The sequence below is a fragment of the Streptomyces sp. NBC_01428 genome, assembly GCF_036231965.1.
Taxonomy (GTDB): Bacteria; Actinomycetota; Actinomycetes; order Streptomycetales; family Streptomycetaceae; genus Streptomyces.
Genome location: NZ_CP109499.1, coordinates 2,652,104 through 2,676,031 on the forward strand (window position 1 = coordinate 2,652,104; position 23,928 = coordinate 2,676,031).

The 23,928-nt window shown below is 71.4% G+C and carries 23 protein-coding genes; 6 read left to right on the top strand and 17 right to left on the bottom strand.

All coding sequences use genetic code 11. The features are described 5' to 3' along the window. Positions 1-102: 102 nt before the first annotated feature. The 5 genes from OG406_RS11415 to OG406_RS11435 all read right to left on the bottom strand — a co-directional run bounded on the left by OG406_RS11415 (position 103) and on the right by OG406_RS11435 (position 4,248). On the bottom strand, positions 103-813 hold the full coding sequence (locus OG406_RS11415; protein WP_164375170.1) for an ABC transporter ATP-binding protein: 711 nt from the start codon (positions 811-813) through the stop codon (positions 103-105). Between the two features lie 95 nt (positions 814-908). Continuing rightward, on the bottom strand, positions 909-2,129 hold the full coding sequence (locus OG406_RS11420) for an alginate lyase family protein (protein ID WP_329185580.1): 1,221 nt from the start codon (positions 2,127-2,129) through the stop codon (positions 909-911). A gap of 247 nt (positions 2,130-2,376) precedes the next feature. Beyond that, positions 2,377-3,141, bottom strand: coding sequence for a DUF3710 domain-containing protein (locus OG406_RS11425; protein ID WP_164375172.1), 765 nt, complete (start codon positions 3,139-3,141; stop codon positions 2,377-2,379). A gap of 1 nt (position 3,142) precedes the next feature. After that, on the bottom strand, positions 3,143-3,667 hold the full coding sequence (dut, locus tag OG406_RS11430; RefSeq protein ID WP_081219853.1) for a dUTP diphosphatase: 525 nt from the start codon (positions 3,665-3,667) through the stop codon (positions 3,143-3,145). Then, the gene (locus OG406_RS11435) at positions 3,664-4,248 is read right to left on the bottom strand and encodes a PaaI family thioesterase (protein WP_164375173.1); all 585 of its coding nucleotides are present in this window, start codon (positions 4,246-4,248) and stop codon (positions 3,664-3,666) included. The genes dut and OG406_RS11435 overlap by 4 nt, the downstream gene beginning before the upstream one ends. 58 nt (positions 4,249-4,306) lie before the next feature. Here OG406_RS11435 and OG406_RS11440 point away from each other — a divergent pair, with 58 nt between their 5' ends. Next, on the top strand, positions 4,307-4,789 hold the full coding sequence (locus OG406_RS11440) for a DUF3093 domain-containing protein (protein ID WP_081219851.1): 483 nt from the start codon (positions 4,307-4,309) through the stop codon (positions 4,787-4,789). 58 nt (positions 4,790-4,847) lie between these two features. On the opposite strand, the gene OG406_RS11445 is transcribed toward OG406_RS11440, so the two are convergent. The 4 genes from OG406_RS11445 to OG406_RS11460 form a co-directional block, all read right to left on the bottom strand. Next, positions 4,848-5,756 (bottom strand): hypothetical protein, encoded by a 909-nt coding sequence (locus OG406_RS11445; protein ID WP_266617170.1) that lies wholly within the window; start codon positions 5,754-5,756, stop codon positions 4,848-4,850. A gap of 13 nt (positions 5,757-5,769) precedes the next feature. Continuing rightward, positions 5,770-6,066 carry a DUF4193 domain-containing protein gene (locus OG406_RS11450; RefSeq protein ID WP_003997302.1) on the bottom strand — a complete coding sequence of 99 codons (297 nt, stop codon included), beginning with the start codon at positions 6,064-6,066 and terminating at the stop codon, positions 5,770-5,772. Positions 6,067-6,459: 393 nt separating this feature from the next. Next, a complete protein-coding gene (locus OG406_RS11455) occupies positions 6,460-7,689 on the bottom strand; it encodes a sensor histidine kinase (protein ID WP_164375175.1) in 1,230 nt (409 codons plus the stop codon). A gap of 5 nt (positions 7,690-7,694) precedes the next feature. Further along, positions 7,695-8,348: a response regulator transcription factor gene (locus OG406_RS11460; protein ID WP_164375176.1), complete on the bottom strand. Its 654-nt coding sequence runs from the start codon at positions 8,346-8,348 to the stop codon at positions 7,695-7,697. A gap of 416 nt (positions 8,349-8,764) precedes the next feature. On the opposite strand from OG406_RS11460, the gene OG406_RS11465 reads away from it, so the two are divergent. After that, the gene (locus OG406_RS11465; RefSeq protein ID WP_081219847.1) at positions 8,765-8,944 is read left to right on the top strand and encodes a hypothetical protein; all 180 of its coding nucleotides are present in this window, start codon (positions 8,765-8,767) and stop codon (positions 8,942-8,944) included. A 155-nt stretch (positions 8,945-9,099) separates the two neighbouring features. Here the strand turns inward: OG406_RS11465 and OG406_RS11470 are convergent, their stop codons facing one another. Together OG406_RS11470 and OG406_RS11475 are read right to left on the bottom strand one after the other, a co-directional pair. Continuing rightward, entirely contained in the window at positions 9,100-9,915 is an 816-nt protein-coding gene (locus OG406_RS11470; protein WP_266617169.1) for an inositol monophosphatase family protein, read from the bottom strand. Positions 9,916-9,923: 8 nt separating this feature from the next. After that, a complete protein-coding gene (locus OG406_RS11475; RefSeq protein ID WP_329185585.1) occupies positions 9,924-11,051 on the bottom strand; it encodes a ferrochelatase in 1,128 nt (375 codons plus the stop codon). A 277-nt stretch (positions 11,052-11,328) separates the two neighbouring features. On the opposite strand from OG406_RS11475, the gene OG406_RS11480 reads away from it, so the two are divergent. After that, positions 11,329-12,567 (top strand): MFS transporter, encoded by a 1,239-nt coding sequence (locus OG406_RS11480; protein ID WP_164375179.1) that lies wholly within the window; start codon positions 11,329-11,331, stop codon positions 12,565-12,567. Continuing rightward, positions 12,527-13,846, top strand: a complete 1,320-nt coding sequence (locus OG406_RS11485) for a D-arabinono-1,4-lactone oxidase (RefSeq protein WP_329185586.1) — start codon at positions 12,527-12,529, stop codon at positions 13,844-13,846. The genes OG406_RS11480 and OG406_RS11485 overlap by 41 nt, the downstream gene beginning before the upstream one ends. Here the strand turns inward: OG406_RS11485 and OG406_RS11490 are convergent. Continuing rightward, positions 13,770-14,585, bottom strand: coding sequence for a hypothetical protein (locus OG406_RS11490; RefSeq protein WP_329185588.1), 816 nt, complete (start codon positions 14,583-14,585; stop codon positions 13,770-13,772). The two genes, OG406_RS11485 and OG406_RS11490, sit on opposite strands and share 77 nt — an antisense overlap. 439 nt (positions 14,586-15,024) lie before the next feature. Between OG406_RS11490 and sepH the strand changes: the two genes are divergently transcribed. Beyond that, entirely contained in the window at positions 15,025-16,110 is a 1,086-nt protein-coding gene (sepH, locus tag OG406_RS11495) for a septation protein SepH (protein WP_164375182.1), read from the top strand. Positions 16,111-16,330: 220 nt separating this feature from the next. On the opposite strand, the gene OG406_RS11500 is transcribed toward sepH, so the two are convergent. Then, complete coding sequence (locus tag OG406_RS11500; RefSeq protein WP_329185590.1) at positions 16,331-17,158, bottom strand: sulfurtransferase; 828 nt, start codon at positions 17,156-17,158, stop codon at positions 16,331-16,333. A 324-nt stretch (positions 17,159-17,482) separates the two neighbouring features. On the opposite strand from OG406_RS11500, the gene OG406_RS11505 reads away from it, so the two are divergent. After that, the gene (locus OG406_RS11505) at positions 17,483-18,286 is read left to right on the top strand and encodes a VOC family protein (RefSeq protein WP_164375184.1); all 804 of its coding nucleotides are present in this window, start codon (positions 17,483-17,485) and stop codon (positions 18,284-18,286) included. 42 nt (positions 18,287-18,328) lie between these two features. Here OG406_RS11505 and OG406_RS11510 read toward each other — a convergent pair whose 3' ends face one another. The 4 genes from OG406_RS11510 to OG406_RS11525 all read right to left on the bottom strand — a co-directional run bounded on the left by OG406_RS11510 (position 18,329) and on the right by OG406_RS11525 (position 23,808). Continuing rightward, on the bottom strand, positions 18,329-18,976 hold the full coding sequence (locus tag OG406_RS11510; protein ID WP_081219839.1) for a thymidine kinase: 648 nt from the start codon (positions 18,974-18,976) through the stop codon (positions 18,329-18,331). A gap of 61 nt (positions 18,977-19,037) precedes the next feature. Beyond that, on the bottom strand, positions 19,038-20,225 hold the full coding sequence (locus OG406_RS11515; protein ID WP_329185592.1) for an alkaline phosphatase family protein: 1,188 nt from the start codon (positions 20,223-20,225) through the stop codon (positions 19,038-19,040). Then, a complete protein-coding gene (locus OG406_RS11520; RefSeq protein ID WP_179165316.1) occupies positions 20,225-20,812 on the bottom strand; it encodes a DUF5998 family protein in 588 nt (195 codons plus the stop codon). Before OG406_RS11520 ends, OG406_RS11515 begins: the two co-directional genes overlap by 1 nt. A gap of 158 nt (positions 20,813-20,970) precedes the next feature. After that, positions 20,971-23,808 (bottom strand): bifunctional acetate--CoA ligase family protein/GNAT family N-acetyltransferase, encoded by a 2,838-nt coding sequence (locus OG406_RS11525; RefSeq protein ID WP_329185594.1) that lies wholly within the window; start codon positions 23,806-23,808, stop codon positions 20,971-20,973. Between the last annotated feature and the right edge of the window lie 120 nt (positions 23,809-23,928).

Genomic DNA, 23,928 nt, shown 5'->3' on the forward strand with positions numbered 1-23,928 from the left:
GGACGTCCTTGACGCAACTCTGATGCCCGAACGGCCCCGCACGGCGGGCCGCGCCCCGCGACGTGCCGAGGCGAGACCCGGACGCCGCCCCCTAGTGCTCGGTCAGTGCTCGATCAGCTCGCCGTCGCTCAGCTCCAGCACCCGGTCGGCGAGGTCCAGCAGGGTCGCGTCGTGGGTGGCGACCAGGGCGGTCACCTGCTGGCTGTGGACGACGGCGCGCATCAGCTCCATCACGGCGTGGCCGGTCTCCGCGTCCAGCTGGCCGGTGGGCTCGTCGGCTATGAGCAGGGCCGGCTCGTTGGCCAGGGCGCGGGCGATGGCCACGCGCTGCTGCTGGCCCCCGGACAGCTCCCCGGGGCGCTGGGCCGCGTGGTCGGTGAGGCCGACGAGGGAGAGCAGCAGCTCGACACGCTCCTCACGCTCGCGGGTCGCGGCCCGGCGCAGCCGCAGCGGCACCCCGACGTTCTCCGCGGCGGTGAGGATGGGGATCAGGCCGAAGGACTGGAAGACGAAGCCGATGCGGTCGCGGCGCAGGCCGAGGAGACCGCCCTCGTCGAGCGTGGAGAGGTCGAGGCCGTCCACGACGACGCGGCCCGCGTCCGGCGAGTCGAGTCCTCCGACGACGTTGAGCAGGGTGGTCTTGCCCGAACCGGAGCGGCCCTTCAGGGCGACGAGTTCCCCGCGCGGCACGTCGAAGGAGACGCCGCGCAGCGCGTGCACGGCGGCGGCTCCGGTGCCGTACGTACGATGGACGTTCTCGACGCGCAGCATGGTGTCGGTGGCGGTGCCCGCACCGGTGACGATCTGGCTCATGTTCCCTCCCCGTGATCCCCCGTGGACCGGGCGCCAGTATCGCGACCCGACGCCCGGTCCCTCAATGGTTCATCGCACGAGACCCTCGTTTCGGTTCACGCGGGATTGTCGCCGTGCGTCAGGGTCTCCCACGCGACGAACAGGTTGTTGCTGCCGGCCGGGCGGTTCTGCTGGGTGAGGTTCTGGGTGTTGGTCATCGCGATGCCCAGGCGGTTGTGCAGGGCGTTGTAGCCGACCTCGGTGACGGGACCGAGCCCGAGGTTGAGCGAGCCGCCGCACAGCGAGCTCGGGACGGCCGCGCCGAGCTGGTACTTCGCCTGGAATCCGAGCGCCTGCCGCAGCCTCTCCCCCACGTCGGTGCCGTACAGGTCCTGGCCCTGGATCCGGCTGGTCTCGGCGATGTGCGAGATGGCGGAGATGCCGTACCCGGTGTGCGTGAAGTCGCGGCAGGTCTCCTGGGTGAGCCCGGTGACGAAGGTGGACTGCCCCTGCCAGTAGCTGACGATCTTGGCCGTGGTGTCGAGGTTCTGGCTCGGCACCGTCTTGGGCACGGAACCGTCGCTGGACAGGTAGACGTACGCGGCGGTGCGCGTCCGGAACTTCGCCATGGCCTTGTCGTACGACGTCTTGTCCTCCAGGAAGACGGAGATGCCGACGGCGGCCTCCATCATCGACAGCTCCCAGTTCCCGTTGGAGTTGGAGCCGTTGATGATCTCGGGCAGGTACACGGTGCGCAGCATGGTCGCGAAGCGGCCCGAGTTGGCCCAGGAGCCGGTGTACGTGTACTTGATGATCTCGGCGGCCTTGGGCCAGGAGGAGCCGGCCCAGCCGGTCTGCAGGGGCGCGTTGCTGTTGGTGTGGTCCTTGATCACGCCGGACCAGGCGTCCATCAGCTCGATGGCCTTCTTCGCGTAGCGCTCGTCGCGGGTGACGTACCAGGCGAGTGCGTCGGTGTACGCGGCGATGGCGTCCTCGCGCTCGTCCGTACAGCCGTAGTTGGGGTTGGAGTACGAGCCGCACTCGACGGTGGCGCGCGGCGCGGGGGTGCGGGTGAGCGAGGCGTACCTGCTCGCCATCATCTGGTCGTAGGCGCCCTTCCAGGGTTGCGCGCCGGCCAGTACCTGGGTGCGGGCGAAGTCCAACTGACCCTTGGAGACGGTGACTCCGGGGTGGACGAAGGTCGCGGGCGCGGCCTCGGCGCGGTGTGCGCCGGGACCGGACAGGAGCGTTCCGACGAGCGCGGCGGTGGCTGCGGCCGCCATGACGAGGAACACGGGACGCCGTCGGCGGCGCCGGGGTGTGGGGGTGTCGGACATGCAGAGCCATCCGTTCTTGTATGTGAACGACGCATGGAATGCTGAACATGTGCGCTGGCCGGTGACCATAGGTACGGACCAGACTTCCGTCAAGGTCTGAAGAAAGACCCGCTGCTCAACTGCCGTTCACGTAGGAGAACTTGAGAGGACCGCCCCGCCCGGGCCCCGGCCCTCGGGATACCCACGGGAACCCCGGACACAGGAAAGGGCCGCATCCCGATGGGGATGCGGCCCGCCTGATGACCGGCTAGCGAACCTCGGTGATCTCCGGTCCGCGCTGCAGCTGTCCCATGCCGCCGGAGAAGCGGGACCCGCTCTGCTCCTCCTGCTGGACACCCTCGGGAACCATCTGCGCGTCGTTCGGCAGCTTCAGGACGATCGGGTCACGGGGGGCCATCGGACCCTCACCGCGCACGACGACCGTGTCCCGGAAGATCTGCTCCAGCAGGCCCGCGGCCTGCGGCTGCACCGCGCCCTGCCCGGAGATCACTCCGCGCAGGAACCAGCGGGGGCCGTCCACGCCGACGAAGCGCACGACCTGGAAACCGCCCGTGCCGTCCGGCAGCTGCACGGGCACCTGGGCCCGCAGCTCCCAGCCCAGCGGGCCTTCGACCTCGTCGATGACCCCGCCCTGCTGGGTGATCCCGGAGGCGATCTCCTCGCGCACCTCGCCCCAGATGCCCTCGCGCTTGGGAGCGGCGAAGGCCTGCAGCTGCACGGCGCTGTCCTTCAGGACGACGGTCGCGGCGACGATCGCGTCACCCGCGACCTCGACACGCAGCTCCATGCCGTCCACTCCGGGCACGAAGAGACCACCCAGGTCCACGCGGCCCTCGGAGGGGTCACGGACCTCGGTGCCGTCCCAGGGTCCATCGGGGCGCGGCTCGGGTTCGAGGCGCACGCGCTCGCGGCCCTCGTTCTCGTCCGCCTCAGAGTCGACGCCGTCGACGACCTGCTCGGCCTCGCCCGCCGCGTCCTCGGCGGCACTGCCCTTCTTGCGACGTCCGAACACGTCACTGTCCTTCCCGGTCGGATACGACCGAAGCGTATCGATTCCCACCCGTTGTGCTGTCCATGACGGCATGGCCGCCGGTGGACCCGAAGCCCCCTGCGGCCCGCGCCGAGTCGGGGAGTTCCGCGACCTCCCGGAAGCGAACCTTCTCGACCTGCTGGACGACCAGTTGAGCAATCCGGTCGAAGCGCTCGAACCGCACCACCTCGTGCGGGTCGAGATTCACCACGATCACCTTGATCTCCCCACGGTACCCGGCATCAACCGTCCCCGGGGCATTCACGAGGGCGACGCCGCAGCGGGCGGCGAGGCCGGAGCGCGGGTGCACGAAGGCCGCGTAGCCCTCGGGCAGCGCGATGGACACACCCGTCGGCAGAACGGCCCGTTCACCGGGCTTGAGCTCGCGGCTCTCGGTGGTCCGGAGATCCGCCCCGGCGTCGCCGGGGAGCGCGTACTCCGGAAGCGGGACGTCCGGGTCGACGCGGCGGATCAGCACGTCGAGTTCGGGACGGGGGTCACGGGTCACGGGTTCACCTCGAAGGCACGGGCTCGCCGGATCTGGTCCGGGTCGTTCATGGCGGCCCGGATCTCCTCCGGGCGTCCGTTGTCGATGAAATGGTCGACCTTCACCTCGACGAACAGGGCGTCGGCGCGGACGGCGACGGGCCCGTCGGGGCCGCCGATCCGACCGCTGGCGGTGCAGTAGATCTTCCGGCCGGCCACCGCGGTGACCTCGGCCTCCAGATACAGCACCGTGTCGACGGGGACGGGGCGCACGAAGTCGGTCTCCAGCCTCCCCGTCACGGCGATCGTCCGCAGCAGCCAGTTCAGGGAGCCGAGCGTCTCGTCCAGCGCGGTGGCGAGGACACCACCGTGCGCGAGACCGGGGGCGCCCTGGTGCACGGGCCGCACGGTGAACTCCGCGGTGATGCGGACACCCTCACCCGCGCGGGCCTCCAGATGGAGTCCGTGGGGCTGTCCCCCACCGCACCCGAAACAGTGTTCGTAGTGTGCTCCGAGGGGCTCACCGGGAGCGGGCGCGTCGGGGTGCCGCACCGGCGCGACGGCGTCGGCGGGAGGCGTCAGAGCTGCGGAAGTACCACTCACAGGCGCAGACCTTACCCGCGCGTCCACCAAGTCTTCGCACCGTGCCAAGCTTGGCTTCATGCAGCTCTCCGCATCCCCGTACGAAGAACGCCTCACCGCACCCAAGTCGTGGTGGGTGATCAGCTTCCTGGTCGGGCTCGCGATGGCCCTGGTCTTCCTCCCGTTCGGCACCCTGCCGATGCTGGGGGCCCTCGTCGGCGGCACCGCCGTGGCGGCGGTCGCGGCCAGCGCGTACGGCTCGATCCGCATCCGGGTGGTCGGCGACGCGCTGATCGCCGGCGACGCGAGGATCCCGGTCGCGGCCCTCGGCGACGCGGAGATCCTGGACCAGGAGGAGGCGCGCGCCTGGCGCACGCACAAGGCCGACACCCGCGCCTTCATGCTGCTGCGCTCGTACATCCCGACCGCCCTGCGCGTCCAGGTCACGGACCCGGCGGACCCGACGCCCTACCTGTACCTGTCGACGCGGGAGCCGGAGCGTCTGATCGCCGCCCTGGAAGCGGCGCGGGCATCCGGTCGGCCGGTCACGCCGCACGAATGACCCCCAGGGCCTGATCCGGACGGGCAGGCCCTGGGGGAACGCTCCCGGCGTCCGCTCGTCAGTGCCCCAGCTCTTTGGGGATCTCGCCGATCCGCAGCGGATCGGCCGGCTCCTCCAGCGGAGGAAGCTCCGGGAGGGCGTCCCACGGCACCTGCATCTTGCGCAGGTCCTTGCGGATGTGACCCGCCAGACGCTTGGTGTCCCGTCGGTTCATCACCGCTCCGACCGCGGCGCCGACCATGAACGGCATGAGGTTGGGCAGGTCGCGGACCGTCCGCTTCATGATCTGCTGGCGCAGCTCGCGCTTCATCTGACCGCCGAGCGCGGCATTGATCGTCACGGGCTTGGTCACGTCGATCCCGCGCTCGCCCGACCAGGAGTTCAGGTACGCGGTGCTGCGCTGCTTGAGGTTGCCGGGCGGCCTGATGCCGTAGACCTCGTGGAGCTCGGCGATCAGTTTGAGTTCGATCGCGGCGACGCCGGTGATCTCGGCGGCCAGCTCGGTGGGCATGGCGGGCGGCACCGGCAGCATGGCGGCGGCGCCGACTCCGGCACCGACGGTGGAGGTCGCGGCGGCGGCACCCGCCACGAGCTTGTCCGCGAGCTCTTCGGGGCCGAGGCCCGGGAACTGCTTGCGGAGGGTCGCGAGGTCCCGAACGGGAACACGCGGGGCGAGATCGATGATCCGGTCGGCGAGATACGCCAGGCCCGCCCTGGCCCGGCTGCCGCTCTTCTGGACGCCCTTCTTGACCCCGTCCCGGACCGCGGCCACACGCCGCCTCGCGGCGGGTGCGGGAGTGTCCGGCGAGGCCGTCAGGTCGCCTGTGGCGCCCGCTCGGTCGAGCGAGGCTGATCCCTGTTCGGAAGAGCCCCGCTCGTCGTCACGCACGCCTTCAGGGCCCTCGTGGGGCCCTCCGTCCGCTCCCCTGGGGAAGCGGCGCTTCCAAGGAGGGGTCGAGCCAGTCACGGCCGACCCTGCCTCAGTCGCAGTCGCGGCAGATCGGCTGGCCGTTCTTCTCGCGGGCCAGCTGACTGCGGTGGTGCACCAGGAAGCAGCTCATGCAAGTGAACTCGTCCTGCTGCTTGGGCAGCACCCGGACGGCCAGCTCTTCGTTCGAGAGGTCCGCTCCGGGCAGCTCCAGGCCTTCTGCGGCCTCGAACTCGTCTACATCGACGGACGACGTGGACTTGTCGTTCCGGCGAGCCTTCAGTTCTTCAAGGCTGTCCGAGTCGACGTCGTCGTCGGTCTTGCGTGGGGTGTCGTAATCCGTTGCCATGTCAGCTCTCCCCCTCTGGGTGTCTGCGGTGTCTCGACGCACGTAACGCGTGAGAGGCCGGACTTGTGCCCGACCTGAGGCGGAGATTTTGCCTCACATCAAGGTCTGTTACTCAATCGACACCCAACCGGACTCCCCATGAGTGATCGGCTTGGATGGCGATGCGGACCGTACACGGTCCGAAGGCCGCACATCAAAGGCGTCCCACCGTGTACTTCCCGTGATCAGGACCCCCGAAAACCCGGATTTTCCCGGCTTTCCGACAGCTTGCATGATCACGGAGAGTGGATGGATACGAATTCGCCCTTGTGATCGATCACACACGGGCCGCCCGGGTGGGCGACCAGAAAATTCCGCGCAAAGCGAACATCAACGCGTGTCGGCGACATGGTCTCAGACAGGAAGGGTGACGCGCATCACGAGGCCACCCCCCTCGCGGGGCTGGGCGACGATGTGACCGCCGTGCGCCCGGGCCACCGACCGGGCGATCGACAGGCCGAGGCCCACACCCTTGTCGCTTCCGGTGCGCTCGGTGCGCAGCCGCCGGAAAGGCTCGAAAAGATTGTCGACCTCGTACGCGGGAACGACCGGTCCCGTGTTCGACACGATCAGGACCGCCTGACCGTGCTCGGCCTCGGTGGTGACCTCGACCCAGCCGTCCTCCGGCACGTTGTACCGCACGGCGTTCTGGACGAGGTTCAGGGCGATCCGCTCCAGCAGGACGCCGTTGCCCTGGACGATCACCGGATGCCTCTCGCCGCGGATCTTCACGCTCTTGGCGACCGCCTCGGCGTGCACCTGGTCGACGGCCTGGGTGGCGACCTCGGCGAGATCCACGGGCTTGCGCTCGACGATCTGGTTGTCGCTGCGGGCGAGCAGCAGCAGGCCCTCGACCAGCTGCTCACTGCGTTCGTTCGTCGCGAGCAGTGTCTTGCCCAGCTGCTGGAGCTCCACGGGTGCGCCCGGATCGGACAGATGCACCTCCAGGAGGGTGCGGTTGATCGCGAGCGGGGTGCGCAGTTCGTGCGAGGCGTTGCCGACGAAGCGCTGCTGGGCGGTGAACGCGCGTTGCAGCCGTTCCAGCATGTCGTCGAAGGTGTCCGCCAGCTCCTTCAACTCGTCGTCCGGGCCGTCCAGTTCGATGCGGCGGGACAGGTCCGAACCGGCCACCGCGCGTGCGGTGCGCGTGATGCGCCCGAGCGGCGACAGCACCCGGCCCGCCATGGCGTAGCCGAACGCGAAGGCGATGACGGCGAGACCGAGCAGAGCCAGCAGGGAGCGGCTGAGCAGGTTGTCCAGGGCGTGTTGACGCTGTTCGTTGACGCAGTCGTTCATCGCGCTGTTGAACACGTCGGGAGACGCCTTGTCGGGCAGGTTGCACATGGTGCTCGTGACCTTGCCCTCGGTGATCTTGAACGGAAGTTCGCTGCCGACGTTCAGCGCCTGCGCCGCGAGCAGGTAGATGATCGACAGCAGCAGGATGCCCGCGATCAGGAACATGCCGCCGTAGAGCAGCGTGAGCCGTATGCGGATGGTCGGGCGCAGCCAGGGGAACGGCGGTTCGGGACGGGGGTCCCAGGTGGGCTTGGGAGGCGCCGTGGGCGGCGCGGGAGTGGTGGCCACCCGGATCAGATCCTGTAGCCGGAGCCGGGCACGGTGACGATCACCGCGGGCTCGCCGAGCTTGCGGCGCAGCGTCATGACGGTCACACGGACGACGTTCGTGAACGGGTCGGTGTTCTCGTCCCAGGCCTTCTCCAGCAGCTGCTCGGCGGAGACGACGGCTCCCTCGCTGCGCAGCAGCACCTCGAGGACGGCGAACTCCTTGGGCGCGAGCTGGACCTCCTTGCCGTCCCGGAACACCTCGCGGCGGTTCGGGTCGAGCTTGATGCCGGCGCGCTCCAGGACGGGGGGCAGCGGCACGCTCGTACGGCGGCCGAGGGCACGCACGCGTGCCGTCAACTCGCTGAAGGCGAAGGGCTTGGGGAGGTAGTCGTCGGCGCCGATCTCCAGGCCTTCGACACGGTCGCTGACGTCTCCCGACGCGGTCAGCATCAGCACCCGGGTGGGCATGCCGAGCTCGACGATGCGGCGGCAGACGTCGTCGCCGTGCACGAGCGGGAGGTCGCGGTCGAGGACGACCACGTCGTAGTCGTTGACTCCGATGCGCTCCAGGGCGGCCGCGCCGTCGTACACGACGTCGACGGCCATGGCCTCCCGGCGCAGTCCGGTGGCCACCGCATCGGCGAGCAGCTGCTCGTCCTCGACGACGAGTACGCGCACGTCGCTTGTCCTTCCTCTGTCCACCGGCGCGGCGCGTCTTCGGGCACCCCGCGGGCAGGTCTGTCACGGATGAGAGCTCCATCCTGCCCTTTTCGGCCATAAACCGGCTGTAAGGCGGGTGGGGCGCCGAGCGTCCCGTGCGCGGGACCGGGAATGCCGGATTTTCTCGCCGGGTTGAGGTTTCCACGGAAGAGAGCGGGGGGAGGACGGCTTTACACCCCGCGATCACGCTCTGCACGTGGCAAGCCACCTTGTGGTACGTCCAACCGCTTCCGCAGAGCGGGCGTGGGTGTCCGGCACCGTCGCCGCCCAGCCCGGGCTGCGCTGGGCGGCACCCATTCAGAGACGTGATCGCCCCTTCCGATCGGCACACCCCCGTGCCACCCGACCCACGACCCAGGACGAGGGGGCGCAGCATGGACGCATTCACCGCAGGACTTCTGCAGCGCATAAGGGCGACCGAGACCGACCTGACGCGTGCTCGCGAAACAGGTGACGACTTCCTCGCCGAGGTAGAGCAGGCCGAGCTGGACGACCTGCACCGCCTCGCCGCCGAGCACGGTGTGGAGGTCGGCGCGGGCGCGACGCGCGTCTGATCCGTACGCACGACAGCGGGACCCCGGTATCGATCCAGTGCCGGGGTCCCGCTTCGTTTTCCGCCGCCGTCCGACCGCGCCGCGTTCCGTGACCGGGCAGGCAGCGGGCCGCCGTGGCCCCCGGTCGCCGTGCGTGACGCGTCCGCTCCGGTGCGTCAGTCGCGCCAGGCCCCGAAGTCCTCCAGGAGCTGCTGGAGGGGCTCGAAGACGCCCGGGGAGGCAGCGACCGCGAGATCGCCTCCGGGGCGCTCTCCGGGGCGTCCACCGGTCACCGCGCCCGCCTCACGGGCGATCAGGTCCCCCGCCGCGAGGTCCCAGGGGTGGAGACCCCGCTCGTAGTACCCGTCGAGGCGGCCGGCCGCCACGTCGCACAGGTCGACCGCCGCCGAGCCGGAGCGGCGGATGTCGCGGACCAGCGGGATGAGCCGCTGGACGACGTCGGCCTGGTGGACCTTGACGTCGGTCACGTAGTTGAAGCCGGTCGCGACGAGGGCCTGGTCGAGGGAGGGTGACGGGCGGCAGGTCAGCCGGCGCTCACCGACCCAGGCACCGGTGGCACGGGCGCCGCGGCCGCGAACCGCGTGGTAGGTCTCGCCGCGCATCGGGGCCGCGACGACGCCGACGACGGTCTCGCCGTCCTGTTCGGCCGCGATGGACACCGCCCAGGTCGGCAGTCCGTAAAGGTAGTTGACCGTGCCGTCCAGCGGGTCGACGATCCAGCGGATACCGCTGGTGCCCTCGGTGGCGGAGCCCTCCTCGCCGAGGAAGCCGTCGCGGGGGCGGTGTTCGGCGATCAGGTTGGTGATCAGCTTCTCGGCGGCGATGTCCATCTCGGTGACGACGTCGATCGGGCTGGACTTGGTGGCGGCGACCGTCAGGTCCGCGGGGCGGCCGTCCCGCAGCAGCGCGCCGGCGCGGCGTGCCGCCTCGTGCGCGAGCTGGAGCAGTTCGGTCTGCAGGGGCGCGGTCACGGGGCTCCTCATGCGTAGGGGCTGTCGGCGCCCGCGGCGGCGGGCTTGGGCGTGCGGGCAGGACAGCAGCCCACCGGACACAGGTCGTGGCTCGCACCCAGGGCGCCCAGGGCACACGGTGTCACCCTGCGGCCGCTCTGGGCCGCGGCGCGCTCCAGGACCAGGTCACGAACCGCGGCGGCGAACCGGGGATCGGAGCCCACGGTGGCCGAGCGGCGCACCGGGAGACCGAGCTCGGCCGCCTTGGCGCGTGCCTCCGTGTCCAGGTCGTACAGGACCTCCATGTGGTCCGAGACGAACCCGATCGGCACCATCACGGCGGCCGGGGCACCGGTTCCGTGCAGCTCCTCCAGGTGGTCGCAGATGTCCGGCTCCAGCCACGGGATGTGCGGGGCCCCGGAACGGGACTGGTAGACGAGCCGCCAGGGGTGGTCGACGCCCGTCCGCTCGCGCACCTCCTCCACGATCAGCCGCGCCACGTCCAGGTGCTGACGGACGTACGCGCCGCCGTCGCCGTGGCCCTCGACCGGTCCCGAGGTGTCCGCCGCGGCGGTGGGGATGGAGTGCGTGGTGAACGCCAGGTGCGCGTCCGCGCGGACCTCCTCGGGCAGCTCGGCCAGTGACCGCAGGACGCCCTCGGTCATCGGCTCCACGAACCCGGGGTGGTTGAAGTAGTGGCGCAGCTTGTCGATCCTCGGCAGCTCCAGCCCCTCGCTCTCGAGGGCGGCGAGCGCCCCGGCGAGGTCCTCGCGATACTGCCGGCAGCCCGAGTACGAGGCGTAGGCGCTGGTGGCCAGGACCAGGATCCGGCGCCGGCCGTCGGTGACCATCTCGCGCAGGGTGTCGGTCAGGTACGGCGCCCAGTTCCGGTTTCCCCAGTACACCGGCAGGTCGAGGCCGTGGTCGGCGAAATCCTTGCGCAGCACGTCGAGCAGGGCGCGGTTCTGGTCGTTGATGGGACTGATCCCGTCGAACAGGAAGTAGTGCTGCCCCACCTCCTTGAGCCGCTCCTTGGGGATACCCCTGCCCCGCGTCACGTTCTCCAGGAACGGGACCACGTCGTCCGGCCCCTCGGGGCCGCCGAACGAGAGCAGCAACAGGGCGTCGTAGGGGGTGGCATCGAGCACGTCTGGCATGCCTCCGATCCTGCCACCCGGCACTGACATGCGAGAAACGGCGGGGTGGCGAACGAGGAACGACGCCCGCGGGCCGCGCCGCGGGCCGGTGGGACAGGCTCTTCCGGCGGCGGACGCGGGTGAGTTCAGGGGCGCTGGGGGCGTGCGGACCGGCGCCTTGTGGACGTGCGCTTTAGGGTGCCCTAACCCGTAAGCTGTATCAGCCAGCTTCACGCCTTACCGAAGTTCGGGCCGCCCGCGGTGAACGGGAGGCCGAGCCGAGCCGACGGAGACCCCCGTGCCCAGCCCGTACCGCGCCCTGTTCGCCGCCCCCGGCTCCAAGGGCTTCTCCGCAGCGGGCTTCCTCGGCCGGATGCCGCTGTCCATGATGGGCATCGGCGTGGTCACGATGATCTCCCAGCTCACCGGGCGATACGGGCTCGCCGGCGCTCTCTCCGCGACGATGGCGCTGGCCGCCGCCGCGCTCGGCCCGCAGGTCTCCAGGATGGTCGACCGGCACGGGCAGCGGCGGGTGCTGCGCCCCGTCACGTTGTTCGCGCTCGCCGCCGCGGCGGGCCTGCTGCTCGCCGCGCACTTCGAGTGGCCGGACTGGGTGCTGTTCGCGTGCGCCGCCGGCATCGGCTGCGTCCCGAGCATCGGCGCGATGGTCCGGGCCCGCTGGGCGGCCCTCTACGGAGGCACCCCGCAACTGCACACCGCGTACTCCCTGGAGTCCGTGGTGGACGAGGTCTGCTTCATCTTCGGACCGATCATCTCCATCGGACTGTCCACGGTGTGGTTCCCGGAGGCAGGTCCGCTGCTCGCCGCCTGCTTCCTCGCGGCCGGTGTCTTCTGGCTGACCTCGCAGCGCGCGACGGAGCCCGCACCGCATCCGCGCGAGCAGCACGCCGGCGGTTCCGCGCTCCGCTCCGCCGGACTCCAGGTACTGGTGGCCACCTTCGTGGCGACCGGGGCGATCTTCGGGGCCGTCGACGTCGTCACCGTGGCCTTCGCCGAGGAGCAGGGGCACAAGGCCGGGGCGAGCATCGTCCTGGCGATCTACGCGGCGGGCTCCTGCCTCGCGGGGGCCGTCTTCGGACTCCTGCACTTCAAGGGGGCACCGGAACGCAGGTGGCTGCTGGGCATATGCGCGATGGCCGTGAGTATGATCCCCCTCCTACTGGTCGGAAACTTGCCGTTCCTGGCCGTGGCGCTGTTCGTTGCGGGCCTCTCCATCGCTCCCACGATGATCACGACGATGTCCCTCATCGAGCAGCACGTACCTCGCGCGAAACTGACCGAAGGCATGACCTGGGTGAGCACGGGACTCGCGGTCGGGGTCGCGCTCGGTTCCTCCGTGGCCGGCTGGGTGATCGACACCTCCGGCGCGAAGGCCGGGTACTTGGTTCCGGCGGTGTCCGGAGCGGTCGCGGTCGCGGTGGGTTTCCTCGGGTATCGCCGGCTCAGCAGGCCGGTTCCGCAGCGGGGAGGGTCTCATGAGCACCACAGTGAGCGGGAAGAGCGGCACGTGGCGTAACTGGGCGGGGAACGTCACCGCCCGTCCCGTACGGGAGGTCACCCCTGCCTCGGTCGACGAACTCACCGCCGCCGTGCGCCGGGCGGCCGAGGACGGTCTGACGGTGAAGGCCGTCGGCACCGGGCACTCCTTCACGGCCGCCGCCGCCACGGACGGCGTGTTGATCCGCCCTCAACTGTTGACGGGCATTCGTGGGATCGACCGGGAGGCCATGACGGTCACGGTCGAGGCGGGCACCCCGCTCAAGAGGCTCAACCTGGCCCTCGCGCGCGAGGGGCTGTCGCTCACGAACATGGGCGACATCATGGAGCAGACGGTCTCGGGCGCGACCAGCACCGGAACGCACGGCACCGGACGGGACTCGGCCTCGATCGCCGCGCAGATCAAGGGCCTTGAGCTGGTGACCGCGGACGGATCGGTGCTGACGTGCTCCGAGAAGGAGAACCCGGAGGTCTTCGCCGCGGCCCGGATAGGCATCGGCGCCCTGGGCATCGTCACGGCGATCACCTTCTCCGTGGAGCCCGTCTTCCTGCTCTCCGCCCGCGAGGAGCCGATGTCCTTCGACAGGGTCACCGCCGACTTCGACGAACTGTTCACCGAGAACGAGCACTTCGAGTTCTACTGGTTCCCGCACACCGGCAACTGCAACACCAAGCGCAACAACCGCAGCGCCGGCCCCGAGAAGCCGGTGGGGGCGGTCAGCGGCTGGATCGAGGACGAGTTCCTCTCCAACGGCCTCTTCCAGGTGGTCAACCTGCTCGGCCGCGCCGCACCCGTGACCATCCCGTCGATCGCGAGGCTCTCCAGCCGCGCGCTCTCGGCGCGGACCTACACGGACATCCCGTACAAGGTCTTCACCTCCCCGCGCCGCGTGCGGTTCGTGGAGATGGAGTACGCCGTGCCGCGCGAGGCCCTCGTCGAGACGTTGCGCGAACTGAAGTCGATGGTCGAGCGCTCCGCCCTGCGGGTCAGCTTCCCGGTCGAGGTGCGCACCGCGCCCGCCGACGACATCACCCTCTCCACGGCGTCCGGCCGGGACACCGCCTACATCGCCGTCCACATGTTCCGGGGCACCCCGTACCAGGCGTACTTCACCGCCGCCGAGCAGATCTTCACCGCCCACGAGGGGCGCCCGCACTGGGGCAAGGTGCACACGCGGGACGCGGAGTACTTCTCCGGGGTCTACCCGCGCTTCGGCGAGTTCACGGCGCTCCGGGATCGGCTCGACCCGGATCGGCGCTTTGCGAATGACTACTTGCGGAGGGTGCTGGGGTCGTAGCGGTCGCGCTGGGGTCCGGAGTCGGGGTGCTGTCCCCGGTCTCCGGGTCCGAGGACGCGCCGCCGTCGGGCGTCGGCCGTGACGTCGTGCCGCCGCCGCTTCCCGGTTCCCGCGAAGCGCCGCCGTCATCACCGGTGGACGGATCGGATCCCTGAGGGGACCGCGGCGGCGACGAAGGCGAGGAGTCCGGCGACGGCGTCGTACCGGAGCCGGAACCGGAACCGCCCGACCCGGAGCTGTGCCCCTTGAAGGCGTCGCCCACGGTCGTGCTCGTGCCGTCCCCGCTGAAACTCTTGCCCGAGACCAGTTCGTACGTGGTGATCCCCGTCATCGTGACGCCGAACACGAGAGCGGTGGCGACCAGTGGCCGCTTCCAGCTTCTGACCCGGGCCCGGTAGACGGTGCCCTCGGTGAACTCCCCCGGCGTCCCGGCCGGCGCGGCCGCGGACACCTGCTGCGATCGCGGCCGCAGCTTCGGCTGCACCGTCACCTCGCGTATCTGCTCCCCGGTGCGCCTGAAGAAATGCTGGAAGAGCGTTCCCCCGCTGGTGGCGACGACACTGACCAGACCGGCGCCCAGGATCGTCCCGTAGACGCCGAAATAGGACGCGAGTTTCGCGGCGACCACCGCGGCGACCGCACTTCCCGCCACCTGAGGGACGCTCAGGTCCAGCCTCTTCTTCCTCGGTTCCGTGTCGGCACCCGGCTCCTCGCCGCCGACACCCGGCTTCTCACGCATTCCCGGACCTTGCCTGCCTTTCCCGTACTTGATCGACTGATCGCACGAGAAAGGGACGTACAGGCGAAACGATTAGTTCCGTTTCTGGCGATTCCGTGAAGTGCGCCACGTTCCCGGACCCCGGATTCGCCCTCAGGGACGGCCAACTACCACCCCCCGCTCGAAGTTGGGCGGCGCGGCGATCCACGCGCGTGGCCCGAATGGAGTACTGTTGCGAGCCCTGGGTCCGGACTCCCGCCAGGGTGTCCGGGGCCTTGCAGGACCGCCGGGAGGGGGCTCGTTGCACAGGGTGATGGAGTTCGTCACTTAGCGTTGCGAATAGGTAACCGTGCCATAACGGCAGCCTCGGGCCCGCGCCCGACACGCCGGGCAACTCGGCAAGGTTGTGGCAGGCTGAACCCGGGCAGGCCACACTCGACTAGCGGAAGCAGCGACGCACGTGACGTCGGCAGGCACCACCCGGGAGGTCCCCATGCCCGAACTGCGTGTCGTGGCCGTCTCTAACGACGGCACACGGCTGGTGCTGAAGGCTGCGGACAGCACGGAGTACACGCTTCCGATTGACGAGCGTCTGCGCGCCGCGGTCCGCGGCGACCGTCCGCGCCTCGGCCAGATCGAGATCGAGGTGGAGAGCCATCTCCGCCCCCGAGACATTCAGGCGCGTATACGTGCCGGCGCCTCCGCGGAGGAGGTGGCCCAGCTCGCCGGAATCCCCGTCGACCGCGTCCGCCGCTTCGAGGGTCCCGTCCTGGCGGAGCGTGCCTTCATGGCCGAGCGAGCCAGGAAGACCCCCGTGCGCCGGCCCGGCGAGAACGTCGGCCCCCAGCTCGGTGAGGCCGTTCAGGAACGGCTGACGATCCGGGGTGCCGAGAAGGACACCGTCCAGTGGGACTCGTGGCGCCGCGACGACGGCACCTGGGAAGTCATGCTGGTGTACCGCGTCGCGGGCGAGCCGCACGCGGCGAGCTGGACGTACGACCCGCCCCGGCGGCTCGTCCAGGCCGTCGACGACGAGGCGCGCTCGCTGATCGGCGAGTCCGACGACCTCGCGGCACCCGAGCCGAGCTTCCCGTTCGTACCGCGGATCGCCCGGCTCCCCCGCGACCGTCCGCTGGACCGCGCGCTCGACCGGCAGATGGAGCGGCCGAGCCTGCCCCCGGCTCCTCCGGAGCCGGTCGAGGAGGCCGGCGAGCGGGACTCGCTCACCAGCCTCCTGGAGGCGGTGCCCAGCTTCCGCGGCGACATGGTGGTGCCCGAGCGCCCGGCGAACACCGAGCGTCCCGCCGCCGAGGAGCCTGTCACCGAGCCCGAGGAGGAGGAGCCCCCGGCTCCCGCCGCCTCGGCCGGCGCAGGGTCCGCCTACGCGGACGTCCTCATGCCCCGCTCGGTCGGCAGCCACCGCGACCGGCTCGTCGGCTCGACCGACCGCCAGGCCGAGGCCGACGGGGTCCGTCCGGGCCGCAGAGCGGCCGTCCCGAGCTGGGACGAGATCGTCTTCGGCACACGGCGGAAGAAGCAGGACTAGTCACGTGCACGTGGAAGGGGCCCGCACCGGATCGGTGCGGGCCCCTTCCACGTCCTCCTCGTGCCCGAGAGGCCACGCAGCCCGGACGTCTTCGCGGAGAGCAGCGGACCGGGCCCCGTTACCCGCCCGATTCCGGGATTGCCAAGTCCCGCCGCCACAACGGGCCGGGGACCACCACGACCCGCCGTCGCTCCGGGCCCGGGTTCGCGAAGGCCCGCCGTTACTGCGGGTCGGGGCCCACGGCGACCGGGCGGGACTCGTCCTGGGACCACTCCGACCACGAACCCACGTACAGCGCGGCGGGGATCCCGGCCACGGCGAGTGCCAGCACCTGGTGGGCGCCGGAGACACCGGAGCCGCAGTAGACGCCGACCTCGGCCCCGGGCGTCGCGCCCAGCGACGTGAATCGGTCGGCGAGCTCGGGAGCGGGCAGGAAGCGGCCGTCCTCCGTCACGTTCTCCGAGGTCGGCGCGGAGACGGCACCGGGAATGTGCCCGCCGACCCGGTCGATCGGCTCGACCTCGCCGCGGTAGCGCTCACCGGCGCGGGCGTCCAGCAGCAGCCCGGACCGGGCGAGCGCGGCCGCGGCGTCCGCGTCGAGCGACGGCCGTGCGCCGGGCGCCGGTACGAACGTCCCGGGCGCCGGCGCGGGGACCTCCGAGGACACCGGCCCGGTCCAGGCGGCGAACCCGCCGTCAAGCACGCGTACCGACGGATGACCCGAATGGCCCAGCAGCCACCAGGCGCGCGCGGCGGCCCAGCCCTGCCCCCCGTCGTACACGACGACGTCGCGGTTCCCGGAGACACCGGCGGCCCGCATGGCCGCGCCGAAGACCTCCGGGTCGGGCAGCGGATGACGCCCCGCGGCACCGGCCGGACCAGCGAGTTCGGAATCCAGGTCGACGAAGACGGCCCCCGGGATGTGCGCCTCCTCGTACGCGGAGCGCAGGTCGGGGCCGCCCAGCTGCCAGCGGACATCGAGGAGGACCGGGGGGTTCGGTCCCGCGAGGTCGCTCGCGAGTTCGGATGCGGTGATGGTGGCGTTCATGGCCACCATCCTCGCGCACGGGGTGGCCGCGTCGCCAAGGTCCGGCTACTCTGCTCCGCCGGGCAGGTCCGGTCACCGCGTGTACGGGATCGGGCACATGCTGTACAACCGATGGACACCACGCGGCAATCGCTCCGAAACGACGGGGCAACGGCAGTCCGGGCATCCTCCGGCCGTGTGCCGCCGAACGGCGGCGCGGCCAGGACGCGCGGCACGACCGGTGGTGCGAACATCGGGCACGGGGCGTGCACGTACACGACTGAGTACGCGTGTTCGTAGGCGGAAGGTGACCGGCCACCGCGAGGGGCCGAGAAGAGAGTGACGATGACCGAGGCACGGGGGTCGGCCGGCCTGAACGGCACCACGCATGCTCGGCACGCGCCCGGCGCACCCTGCTGGGTGAGCCTGATGGTGCACGAGATGGCCGCGACCCAGGAGTTCTACGGAGAGTTGTTCGGCTGGGAGTTCCAGCCGGGCCCGCAGCAGCTCGGCCCCTACGCGCGGGCCATGCTCGACGGCCACGAGGTGGCCGGCATCGGCCAGTTGCCGCCCGACCGGCACCTGCCCATCGCCTGGACGCCGTACTTCGCTTCGGAGGACGCGGACCGGACGGCCGCGACGGTACGGCAGAGCGGCGGCACCGTGGGCGTGGGCCCGCTCGACGCGGCGGAGGCCGGGCGCCTCGCGATCGCCTCCGACCCGTCCGGTGCCGTCTTCGGCATCTGGCAGGTCGCCGCCCACCTCGGCACCGCGATCACCGGCGTGACGGGCACCCCGGCGTGGAACGAGCTCGTGACGCGGGACAGCGAGAGCGTCGTCAAGTTCTACCAGGGGGTCTTCGGGTACGAACTGGAGCCGACCGTCTCCGCCGACTTCGACTACGTGACGCTGCACATCGACGGGGCCCCGGTGGCCGGCGTCCACGGTGTCGGGAACGCCCTGCCGCGCGACCGCGGGCCGCACTGGCTGACGTACTTCGAGGCGGCCGACGTCGACGACACCGTCCGGCGGGTCGGGGAACTCGGCGGGCACCTTCTGAAGGCCGCCCACGACTCCCCGCACGGACGGGTGGCGACGGTGGCGGACCCCGAAGGGGCGATGTTCTCGTTGATCCATGCCGTCACGTGACGATCAATACCGTCATGTGATCCATGCGGGCGGCACGCGGGATCAGACAGGGGCGATCGGCAGGACGTCCGGTGACAGTGCGCCCGCGTGAGCCGTGGCGGCCGTCATACGGCGACGGTGGTGCCGGCGGCACAGGACCTCGTAGCCGATGTTCTCCGGCTGGTTGACGTCACCGACGACGACCTGGGCGCCCTCGACCACCATCGCGCCGCCTATGGTGCGGGCGTTGTGCGTGGCGCGGGCTCCGCACCAGCACAGGGCCTCGACCTGGAGGACCTCGACCCGGTCGGCGAGTTCGACGAGTCGCTGGGAGCCGGGGAAGAGCTTGGAGCGGAAGTCGGTGGTGATGCCGAAGGCGAACACGTCGACGTCGAGGTCGTCCACCACGCGCGCCAGCTGGTCGATCTGCCCCGGGGCGAGGAACTGCGCCTCGTCCGCGATCACGTAGTCCGCCCGGCCGCCCTGGGAGAGGTGGTCGACGACGTAGGCGTACAGGTCCTGGTCGTCCGCCACCTCGACCGCGTCGGTGACGAGGCCGAGGCGCGAGGAGAGCTTGCCCTCGCCCGCACGGTCGTCGCGCGTGAAGATCATGCCCTGCAGGCCCCGTGCCGAGCGGTTGTGCTCGATCTGGAGAGCCAGCGTGGACTTCCCGCAGTCCATCGTTCCGGAGAAGAACACCAGCTCGGGCATGGGGAGTCGAGCACCTTTCGGCAGCGGGGCAGGGGGACGGGAACGGCGACCGGGACGGACGTCAGGAACGCACTTGCAGCAGCGGGACCAGCTGCTCGACGGGGGTCATCGAGCCGTGGTTGCCGACCATCGCCGACTCCTTGGGCTCCCGCTCGGACGCGATGATCAGGACGTCGTCCCGGGCGGCGGCGATGACATCACCGAGCCGGGCGTAGACCCGCTCGTCGACTCGCGGGCCGAACCAGCCCGCCGCGATCGCCTCGTCCCGGGACGCGATCCAGAACTGCTCGCCGAGGACCTCGCGCCAGCAGGTCAGCACGTCCGCCTGGGCGCCCGGGACCGCGTAGACGTGACGGGCGCGGCCCTCGCCGCCCAGCAGGGCCACGCCGGCGCGCAGCTCCCAGTCCTCGTCGAAGTCGATGCGGTGCTGCTCGTCGAACGGGATGTCGATCATGCCGTGGTCGGCGGTGACATACAGCGCCGAGCGCGGCGGGAGCTGCTCCGCGAGGCGCTGGACGAGGCGGTCGACGTACATCAGCTGGCCGCGCCAGGGGTCGGAGTCGATGCCGAAACGGTGGCCCTTGCCGTCGACCTCGGCGTAGTACGTGTAGACCAAGGAGCGGTCGCCCGCGGCCAGTTGCTCGGCGGCGAGGTCCATGCGCTCCTCGCCGGACAGCCGTCCGTGGAACGTGCCGCCGCTCAGCGCGACCTTCGTCAGCGGCGTGTTCTGGAAGGTGGGCGAGGAGACCTGGGCGGTGTGCACGCCCGCGGCGTCGGCCAGCTGGAAGATCGTGGGGTGGGGCTGCCACGCGCGCGGGTCGGTCCACGGATTCCAGCGGAGCTGGTTCATCAGCTCGCCGGTCGCGGGGTTGCGTGCGGTGTAGCCCGGCAGGCCGTGCGCGCCCGGGGGCAGGCCGGTGCCGATGGAGGCGAGGGAGGTCGCGGTGGTGGCCGGGTAGCCCGCCGTGATCGGACGCCCCGTGCCACCGCGCGAGGAGGCGAGGAGCGAGGTCATGAAGGGGGCTTCGTCCGGGTGGGCCCGGAGCTGCTCCCAGCCGAGACCGTCGATCAGGAAGACGCAGTTGCGGTCGGCCGGGGTCAGTTCCGGTATGGCGGCGGTCATGTCGGGCACGGACATGCCGGCGGCGAGCGTCGGCAGCACGTCGGCCAGGGAACCGGCGCCGTATTCGGGGACGGGCGCGGAGTCGACGGCGAGCGGTTCCGGGTGGTCCCAGGTGGGCAGGGCCATCAGCGGGTGACGTCCGCGGTCGCTTCGGAGAGGGACTGTGCGAAGGCGAGGGCCTGCTGCACGGTCTCGGGGCCGTCCCCCGCCTCGCTGACGCGCAGGCTGAGGTCGTCGGCCGTCGAGTTGCCCGTGTAGCCGTGGTCCGCCTCGCAGTTGGGGTCGCCGCAGGCGGCGGGCTCCAGGTCGATACGGCTGACGGCGCCCCATCCGATGGTCAGGACGACCTCACGGGGCAGCGTGCCCGGGGTGTACGACTCGGGGTTCGCGACGACGCGGCTGACGACGACGGACGAGATCCGGCCGAGCTTCACGGACTCGGTCGACGTCGTGGCGTAGGGGGTGGGAGACGTGGTGTCCGCGTTCTGCTCGTCGGTGTGGCTGACGATGAAGCGGTTGCCGGTGAGGACGAGCACGGTGACGTGGCGCCGCACCTCGTTCGCGTCGAACGTCGTCTCCTGATGGACCAGGTACGACCGGATGGTGTCGCCGCCGATCGCGGCCTCCACCGCCTCGGCCACGAGGGCCGGGTAGTAGCCGCTGCGCTCGATCGCCGCTCGCAGCCCCTGGGTCGTCGTACTGGTCTTGGCCATGACGTCCATCCTACGGGGGCCCACTGACTGCGAGGCACCGCTCGGGCGGGTCGGTCGTGGACGGGGCCCGTCGGATCCGGCCCGGGGACCGGGCGGCCGGGCCGCGCCGGGTCGGGCGTCACTCGGCCGGGTGGAGACCTGCCGGGCGGCCGCCGGAGTCAGACGACGGGGAGGGTGCGGGGGCCCAGGTCGTCCCGGATGGGGGCGCGGGCGAGCCGCACCGTGGCACCCAGGACGCTCACGCCGGTCGGGGCGACCACCACGGGCTCCAGGGAGACGGCCACGACCTCCGGGTGGTCGTCGACCAGCCGGGACACGCGCAGCATGAGCTGTTCGAGGGCCGCCGTGTCCACCGGCGCGGAGCCGCGCCAGCCGAACAGCAGCGGTGCCGTCCGGATCGACCGGACCAGCGAGGTCGCGTCCCGGTCCGTGACCGGGATCAGCCGGTGCGCCGTGTCACCGAGCAGCTCGGAGGCGGCTCCGGCCAGCCCGAAGGAGAGCACCGCCCCGGCCGCCGGGTCGATCACCGCGCGGACCACCGTGTCGACGCCGCGCGGCGCCATCCCCTGCACGACCGGGCGCAGCACCGTGGGTGTCCCGAACAGCTCGGTCAACTCCGCGTACGCGCGGCGCAGTTGCTCCTCATCCGCCAGGTCCAGCCGGACGCCGCCGAGGTCGGCCCGGTGCCGCAGGTGCGGTGCGGTGGTCTTGAGGGCCACCGGGTAGCCGATGGTGTCCGCCGCGGCCACGGCGTCGTCCGGGGTGGGGGCGGGCAGCGCGCGGTGCACGTCGATGCCGTACCGCCCGAGCAGCGCGCAGGTGTCCTCGCCGTCGAGGGTCAGTCCCTCTCCGCGCGCGAGGAGGCCGTCGATCAGCTCGGCCGCCCCCTTCTCGTCGATGTCCTCGTACTCGGGCACCTTGCCCGGCTCGGTGGCGTCGAGCCGCCACTGGGCGTACTTGACGGCCTCCGCGAGGGCACGGACGGCACGCTCGGCGGCGGGGTAGGCGGGGATGAGCCGGGAGTCCGCGGGTGAGTCGGCGCTCGCCTCGGCGGGCGGCGCCCCGTCCGCAGGATGGAAGCGCCGGGCCGCGGCGGACGCGCCGCCCGTCGCCGCCTCGGCGGCCTGGGGGGCGGTGCTGGCCGCGGCGGAGAGGGCCTCGGCGAGCCCGCCCAGCTCGACGTGCACGACGAGGACGGGCTTGGCGGGGGCGGCCGCGGCGGAGGAGCGGAGCGCCTCGGCGAGTGCGGCGTCCGCGGTGGAGGTCTCCCCCACCGCCGGGATGGCCGTCACGACCACGGCGTCGCAGTCGTCGTCGGCGAGGGCGTCCGACAGCGCCCGGTGGAAGTCGGCCGCCGAGGCGGCCGTGGTCAGGTCCTTCGGCGGCAGCGGCCGGAGGCCTTCGGCGAGGCAGGCGTCGTAGGTCAGCAGGCCCAGCGACTCCGAGTTCCCGACGATCGCCACGCGGGGCCCCCTGGGGAGGGGCTGGCGGGCCAGCAGCAGTCCGGCGTCGACGAGTTCGGTGATCGTGTCCACGCGGATGACGCCGGCCTGGCGCAGCAGGGCGGAGACGGTGGCGTGCGGGAGTCGGGTGGCGCGTACGGCGTGTCCCTGGGGGGCCGCTCCGCCGTGCCGTGCTCCCTGGACCACGACCAGTGGCTTCGCCGCGGCGGTCCGGCGCGCGAGGCGGGTGAACTTGCGCGGGTTGCCGATGGATTCGAGGTACATGAGGGCGACGTCGGTGTCCGGGTCGTCGAACCAGTACTGGAGGACGTCGTTGCCGGACACGTCCGCCCGGTTGCCGGAGGAGATGAAGGTCGACACGCCGGTCACTCCGGTGACGCCGCCGCCCCGGCGGTGCAGCCGGGAGAGCAGGGCGATGCCGATGGCGCCGGACTGCGCGAAGAGCCCGATCCGTCCGGGACGCGGCATCTCGGGGGCGAGGGAGGCGTTCAACCGCACCTCCGGTGAGGTGTTGATGACGCCGAAGGCGTTCGGCCCGATGATCCGCATCCCGTACGTGCGCGCGTGCCGGACGAGTTCGCGCTGGCGCTCGCGTCCCTCCACGCCGCTCTCGGCGTAGCCGGCGGAGACCACCACGAGCCCCTGCACCCCGTGCTCGCCGCACTCGCTGACGACGTCGAGGACCTGCTCGGCGGGGACGGCGACGACCGCGAGGTCGACGGGCTCCTCGATGTCCCGGACGGAGCGGTGCGCTGGGACACCGTCCAGGTCCTTCTCCTCCAGTGCCCTGTTCACGGCGTAGAGGCGGCCGGTGAAGCCGGCCCCGCGGAGGTTGTCGAGCACACTGCGGCCCACTCCCCCCGGGGTGCGCCCCGCCCCGATGACGGCGACGGAGCCGGGCGCCAGGAGCCGCTTCACGGACCGCGCCTCGGCGCGCTGTTCCCGGGCACGCTGCACGGCGAGCGAGCGGTCGGTGGGTTCGAGGTCGAACTCCAGGCGTACGACGCCGTCCTCGAAGCTGCGCTTCTGGGTGTATCCGGCGTCCGTGAAGACCTTGATCATCTTGTTGTTCGCGGGGAGCACCTCGGCGGCGAAGCGGCGGATCCCGCGCTCGCGGGCCACGGCCGCGACGTGTTCGAGGAGGGCCGAGGCGACACCGCGGCCCTGATGGGCGTCCTGTACGAGGAAGGCGACCTCCGCCTCGTCGGCGGGCGCGGACGCGGGCAGGCCCCGGGCGTCGATCCGGTCGTACCGCACCGTGGCGATGAACTCGCCGCCGACCGTGGCCGCCAGACCCACCCGGTCGACGAAGTCGTGGTGCGTGAAACGGTGGACGTCCTTGGCGGAGAGCCGGGGGTAGGGCGCGAAGAAGCGGTAGTACTTCGACTCGTCCGACACCTGCTCGTAGAAGCTGACCAGTCGCTCCGCGTCGTCGACCGTGATGGGCCTGACGCGCGCGGTGCCGCCGTCGCGCAGCACCACGTCGGCCTCCCAGTGCGCGGGGTACTCGTGCCGGTCCGACGGGGTCTGCATGCGCCCCAGACTACGGCTCGCGTACGACAACGGCGCGAGGCAGTCTGTGCGGAACGGGCGTCGTACCGGGGCCGCGGTGGGACGCTGCTCGTGGGCCGGAGACAGTGCCGTCCGGGCAGG

Bases quoted from the DNA above. Each gene is read 5' to 3' on its own strand.
- OG406_RS11415 (WP_164375170.1), bottom strand. From the start codon at position 813: ATGAGCCAGATCGTCACCGGTGCGGGCACCGCCACCGACACCATGCTG.
- OG406_RS11420 (WP_329185580.1), bottom strand. From the start codon at position 2,129: ATGTCCGACACCCCCACACCCCGGCGCCGCCGACGGCGTCCCGTGTTC.
- OG406_RS11440 (WP_081219851.1), top strand. From the start codon at position 4,307: ATGCAGCTCTCCGCATCCCCGTACGAAGAACGCCTCACCGCACCCAAG.
- OG406_RS11450 (WP_003997302.1), bottom strand. From the start codon at position 6,066: ATGGCAACGGATTACGACACCCCACGCAAGACCGACGACGACGTCGAC.
- OG406_RS11465 (WP_081219847.1), top strand. From the start codon at position 8,765: ATGGACGCATTCACCGCAGGACTTCTGCAGCGCATAAGGGCGACCGAG.
- OG406_RS11475 (WP_329185585.1), bottom strand. From the start codon at position 11,051: ATGCCAGACGTGCTCGATGCCACCCCCTACGACGCCCTGTTGCTGCTC.
- OG406_RS11485 (WP_329185586.1), top strand. From the start codon at position 12,527: ATGAGCACCACAGTGAGCGGGAAGAGCGGCACGTGGCGTAACTGGGCG.
- OG406_RS11490 (WP_329185588.1), bottom strand. From the start codon at position 14,585: ATGCGTGAGAAGCCGGGTGTCGGCGGCGAGGAGCCGGGTGCCGACACG.
- OG406_RS11500 (WP_329185590.1), bottom strand. From the start codon at position 17,158: ATGAACGCCACCATCACCGCATCCGAACTCGCGAGCGACCTCGCGGGA.
- OG406_RS11505 (WP_164375184.1), top strand. From the start codon at position 17,483: ATGACCGAGGCACGGGGGTCGGCCGGCCTGAACGGCACCACGCATGCT.
- OG406_RS11510 (WP_081219839.1), bottom strand. From the start codon at position 18,976: ATGCCCGAGCTGGTGTTCTTCTCCGGAACGATGGACTGCGGGAAGTCC.
- OG406_RS11515 (WP_329185592.1), bottom strand. From the start codon at position 20,225: ATGGCCCTGCCCACCTGGGACCACCCGGAACCGCTCGCCGTCGACTCC.
- OG406_RS11520 (WP_179165316.1), bottom strand. From the start codon at position 20,812: ATGGCCAAGACCAGTACGACGACCCAGGGGCTGCGAGCGGCGATCGAG.
- OG406_RS11525 (WP_329185594.1), bottom strand. From the start codon at position 23,808: ATGCAGACCCCGTCGGACCGGCACGAGTACCCCGCGCACTGGGAGGCC.